The organism is Sphingomonas sp. 66-10, from assembly GCF_001897045.1.
Classification (GTDB): domain Bacteria; phylum Pseudomonadota; class Alphaproteobacteria; order Sphingomonadales; family Sphingomonadaceae; genus Sphingomonas; species Sphingomonas lycopersici.
In genome coordinates this window covers 1-4,412 of the sequence record NZ_MKRR01000124.1, presented here as the reverse complement: position 1 = coordinate 4,412, position 4,412 = coordinate 1, and the positions used below count along the sequence as shown (strand labels likewise).

6 protein-coding genes and 1 tRNA gene are annotated in these 4,412 nt (G+C 66.7%); 4 read left to right on the top strand and 3 right to left on the bottom strand.

Going from position 1 to position 4,412, the window contains the following annotated elements:
- A partial coding sequence (locus BGN95_RS13190; RefSeq protein WP_286772870.1) for a pyrroline-5-carboxylate reductase family protein occupies window positions 1-542 on the top strand: 542 nt, incomplete at its 5' end.
- 130 nt (window positions 543-672) lie between these two features.
- Here BGN95_RS13190 and BGN95_RS13185 read toward each other — a convergent pair.
- Window positions 673-1,161: a MarR family transcriptional regulator gene (locus BGN95_RS13185; protein ID WP_179512671.1), complete on the bottom strand. Its 489-nt coding sequence runs from the start codon at window positions 1,159-1,161 to the stop codon at window positions 673-675.
- An 80-nt stretch (window positions 1,162-1,241) separates the two neighbouring features.
- On the opposite strand from BGN95_RS13185, the gene BGN95_RS13180 reads away from it, so the two are divergent.
- Window positions 1,242-2,321: a branched-chain amino acid aminotransferase gene (locus tag BGN95_RS13180; RefSeq protein ID WP_265272016.1), complete on the top strand. Its 1,080-nt coding sequence runs from the start codon at window positions 1,242-1,244 to the stop codon at window positions 2,319-2,321.
- A 52-nt stretch (window positions 2,322-2,373) separates the two neighbouring features.
- Window positions 2,374-2,448: transfer RNA gene (locus BGN95_RS13175), tRNA-Gln, on the top strand.
- A 9-nt stretch (window positions 2,449-2,457) separates the two neighbouring features.
- On the opposite strand, the gene BGN95_RS13170 is transcribed toward BGN95_RS13175, so the two are convergent.
- Together BGN95_RS13170 and BGN95_RS13165 are read right to left on the bottom strand one after the other, a co-directional pair.
- Entirely contained in the window at window positions 2,458-3,486 is a 1,029-nt protein-coding gene (locus BGN95_RS13170) for a YeiH family protein (RefSeq protein ID WP_179512670.1), read from the bottom strand.
- A complete protein-coding gene (locus BGN95_RS13165) occupies window positions 3,483-3,743 on the bottom strand; it encodes a DUF6356 family protein (protein WP_265314678.1) in 261 nt (86 codons plus the stop codon). Before BGN95_RS13165 ends, BGN95_RS13170 begins: the two co-directional genes overlap by 4 nt.
- A gap of 118 nt (window positions 3,744-3,861) precedes the next feature.
- Between BGN95_RS13165 and BGN95_RS13160 the strand changes: the two genes are divergently transcribed.
- Complete coding sequence (locus BGN95_RS13160) at window positions 3,862-4,332, top strand: Lrp/AsnC family transcriptional regulator (protein WP_179512668.1); 471 nt, start codon at window positions 3,862-3,864, stop codon at window positions 4,330-4,332.
- Window positions 4,333-4,412 lie beyond the last annotated feature (80 nt).

Sequence of the window (4,412 nt, the reverse complement as noted above, 5' to 3'; positions counted from 1 at the left end):
TCCTGCTGTCGATCCTCGCCGGGGTCGATGCGGCGGTGCTGACGCGCGCCTTTCCCGGCCCGGTGCCGGTGCCGATGATGCCCAATCTGCCCGTTGCCTTGGGGCAGGGGGTATGCGTGGTCAACGCCCCCGACGTGCCGACCGAGGTTCGCGCGCGCGTCGATGCGTTGCTTGCGCCGCTCGGCGACGTGATCTGGGCGGCGGGCACGGTCTATGCCGCGGCGGCGGTGCTGGCAGGGTGCGGACCGGCCTATCTGTTCCGCTTCATCGACGCGCTGGCGCGTGCGGCGGGGGCGATGGGGGTGGCGCATGACGATGCCGCGCGGCTCGCGCTGGCGACGGTGCGCGGCGCGGCGGCGCTCGCGGCGACCGACCCGCGTTCGCCGGGGGCGCTCGCCGATGCGGTCGCCAGCCCCGGCGGGACGACCCGCGCCGGGCTCAACGTGCTCGATGACGGCGCCGCGCTCGATCGGCTGATGCAGGCGACGCTCGCCGCTTCCGCTGCGCGGGCCGAGGAAATGGCGGCGGCGGCGCGGGGGTGAAGCGCCGAGCGCGAGCGGGGCAACATAAGATGCTGTTTTACAAAGAATAACTGACTGATTTTCGATTCTCGCAGCGAGCGCCACTCGTGTGAACTTTGTGAACTTTGCGAAAGGTTCGCGGCGCCAGGCCTCAGCGCCGCAGCGCCTCGACCCGCTCGCGCTCCTCCTCGGGGATCAGCCCTTCGAGCACCGCCCAGAAGCCGGTCACCGCTTCCTGCCCGGCCTTCGAATAAGCGCCGGACAATTTCTCGCGCAGCGCTTCGTAAAGCTCGCCTTCGAGCTTCGCGCCCGCATCGGTCAGCCGCAGCAGGCGCTGGCGCCGGTCGCGCTCGCCGGGGCGGCTCTCGACCAGCCCGCGTTCGGCGAGCTCGTTGAGCACGCGGCCCAGGGATTGCTTGGTGATCGCGAGCAGCGCGAGCAGGTCGCTGACCGACATGTTCGGCCGGCGCGCGATGAAATAGAGCGCACGGTGGTGCGCGCGGCCCAGCCCCTGCCGCGCCAGCCCCCGATCGATCGAGCGCGTGACGTGGCTGTTGCCGAAATAGAGCAGCTCCAGCCCGCGGCGGATCTCGGGTTCGCGGAGGAAGAGCGGGGAAGCGGAAGGAGATGTGGCAGCCATGTTGACCGGCATTGCCATCGGCCTTACCCGATCGCAACCGCCAACCGCGCGTGCCGCGCCAGATCGACAGGAGGCATCTTTTGAACTTCGCGTTCGAGCCGAACCCTTCCCCCGTGCCCGCTAATGAGCGCGCCGCGCGGCTGGTCGATCCGGTGTTTGGCCGTGTCCATACCGATCATATGGCGATCCTGCGTTATTCACAGGAAAAAGGCTGGCATGACGGCAAGATCACCGCGCGCACCACGCTGACGGTCGATCCTGCCACCGCGGTACTCCATTATGCGCAGGAGATTTTCGAAGGGCTCAAGGCCTATCGCATGGAAGACGGCACGACCGCGCTGTTCCGCCCGCTGGCCAATGCGCAGCGCTTCCGCAATTCGGCGCAGCGCATGGCGATGCCCGAACTGCCCGATGATCTGTTCCTCGGCTCGATCGAGGCGCTGGTGCGCGCCGATCGCGACTGGATCCCGACCGGACCCGACGGCTCGCTCTATCTGCGCCCGTTCATGATCGCGAGCGAGGCGTTCCTCGGCGTCAAGCCGTCGGCCGACTATCTCTATATGGTGCTCGCCTCCTCGGTCGGCTCTTATTGGAAGGGCGGGGTGAAGCCGGTCTCCTTGTGGGTCAGCCACGATTATTCGCGCGCCGCGCCGGGCGGCACGGGCGCCGCGAAATGCGGCGGCAATTATGCCACCAGCCTTGTCGCGCAGGCCGAGGCGATTCGCCGCGGGTGCGATCAGGTGGTGTTCCTCGACGCGGCCGAGCGGCGCTGGATCGAGGAGCTCGGCGGGATGAACATCTTCTTCGTGTTCGACGACGGATCGGTCGTCACTCCGCCGCTGACCGGGACGATCCTGCCAGGGATCACGCGCGATTCGATCATCACGCTGATGCGCGATCAGGGGCTGACCGTCCGCGAGGAATTGTACGGCATCGATCAATGGCGCGCCGATGCCGAGAGCGGGCGGCTCGTCGAAAGCTTCGCCTGCGGCACCGCGGCGGTGATCACCCCGATCGGCAAGGTCTCGGGGCCGGATTACGCCTTCCAGATTGGTTCGGGCGGGATGGGGCAGACGACCCAGCGTTTCCTCGAGCAGCTCGGGGCGATCCAGCGCGGCCGCACCGCCGATCCGCACAACTGGCTGCACCGCGTCGCATAAGCGTTTGCGGTTCACGGCGGCGCGCGCTAAGGCGCGCGCCCGCACATCATGCTGGGGCGTCGCCAAGCGGTAAGGCAACGGTTTTTGGTACCGTCATACGCAGGTTCGAATCCTGCCGCCCCAGCCAGTGATTCTCTTATCCGAGCACGAACAGCGCCGCGAGCAGCGCGAGCACGAAGGCGGTCAGCGTCGCTGCGAGGATGATGAGCAGCGGGCGCGGCCCGGCGTCGAGCAATTGGGGCAAGGGCGAGCGGATCGCGGTCGCCGTCACCGCCGCGGCGAGGAATGCCGCCGCGACCTTCGACGACCAGGTCGCTGCGAGCGTCGGCACCCAGCCGAGCGAATTGAACCCCGACAGCACGAAAAAGCCGACGACGAACCACGGCACGCCGATATTCTTCGCCTGACCGTCGCCATTGGGCAGCGCCATCGCCACCACCGCCAGCACCGGGGCGAGCAGGGCCACGCGGGTGAGCTTGACGATCGTCGCAATCTGTCCGGCGCCGTCGGAATAGGAATAGCCAGCGCCAAGTGCCTGCGCGACGTCATGGATCGACGCGCCGAGCATGAAGCCCGCGCGCAGATCGGACATGGCGAGCAGATGCGCGACGATCGGATAGAGCACCATCGCCGCCGCGCTCATCGCCGAGATGCCGACGAGCACCAGCGTGAGCTGCGCGTCGCTGATGCGGCGGCTGCCGAGCGTGGTCGCCAGCGCCATCGCCGCCGAGGCGCCGCAGATCGCCACCGCCCCGCCGGCGAGCACGCCGAATCCGGTGTCGAAGCCGAATCGCCGTGCCGCGAGGATCCCGGCGCCGATCGTCAGTACGAGAATCGCCACCACCGCGAGCAGCGCGACCGGCCCCAGCCCGACGATCTGCGTCATCGTCACCCGCGCGCCGACCAGCACGATTCCCCACCGCAGCAATGAGCGCGAGGCGAAGCCGAGCCCGGGATGCAGCCGCCGGTCGCTCGACAGGAAATTGAGCGCCAGCCCGAGCAGCAGCGCCATCAGCGTGAGCGGCGCGCCATAATGATCCGAGATGAACCCCGCGGCGAGCGTGCCGAGGCACACCACGACCAGCCCCGGGACGATCTCGCGCCACGAATGCGGCTTGTCCGGCGGAACGTCCCCGTAAAGGTCCGCCGCCATCATTGCCGTCATGCGGCTTCGTTCCCCGAGCGAATCAGCCGTTCGCCCGATGGGGCGGCGCGGCGGCGGCGGTTGCGCACCATCTTGTCGTGGAGCCGGTCGATCGCCTTGCTCCCGGTGGAGACGAACAGCCCCGGCACCAGCGCGTGGACGAGACAGGCGACTCCGGCGCCGATCATCACCACCCCGAACCCGCCGGCCGCACGCATATGCTCGCCATAGCTTTCGTCGACCGAGCGCGGATGTTCGAAAAACAGTCGGTCGATCACAACGGGTCTCCACTCATAACCATAAGCGGGAATCTATCGTTCGGATACCGAAATGTCCGTGTTCATTTTGCTCCGTCAGTAGCGTAATGGAGAAAATGGAGCGGCATATGGAGGGAAAATGGAGAATATCGTTCTAGATGCGGTCGATCGGCGTATTCTCGCGTTGCTTCAGGAGGATGCGACCGTACCGATCGCGGAGATCGCCGAACGCGTCGGTCTGTCGCAGACACCGTGCTGGAAGCGAATCAAGCGGCTCGAGCGCGAAGGGGTGATCGCGCGTCGCGTGACGGTGCTCAATCGCGAGCGGCTCGGGCTGGGGGTGACGGTGATCGTTGCGATCAAGACCGCGCATCATACCGCCGAATGGCTTGAGACCTTCGCCGAAGGGGTGGCGCAATTCCCCGAGGTGGTCGAATTCTACCGGATGAGCGGGGAGATCGACTATCTGCTCAAGGTGGTGGCGCGCGATATCGCCGACTTCGATCGAATCTATCGCAAGCTGACCAAGGTGGCGCCGCTGCACGACGTCAGCTCGTCTTTCGCGATGCAGGAGATCAAATCGACCACAGCCTTGCCGCTGTTCGACTGAAGGCGGGCGGCGAGAAAAAATGCAGGTCGACCAAAAAAACGAGAAATAAGGGTTGACCGGAGGTGAGTCGCCACATAGAT

Excerpts from the sequence above, each read along its gene's own strand:
- BGN95_RS13185 (WP_179512671.1), bottom strand. The coding sequence starts at position 1,161 with ATGGCTGCCACATCTCCTTCCGCTTCCCCGCTCTTCCTCCGCGAACCC.
- BGN95_RS13160 (WP_179512668.1), top strand. The coding sequence starts at position 3,862 with ATGGAGAATATCGTTCTAGATGCGGTCGATCGGCGTATTCTCGCGTTG.
- BGN95_RS13170 (WP_179512670.1), bottom strand. The coding sequence starts at position 3,486 with ATGACGGCAATGATGGCGGCGGACCTTTACGGGGACGTTCCGCCGGAC.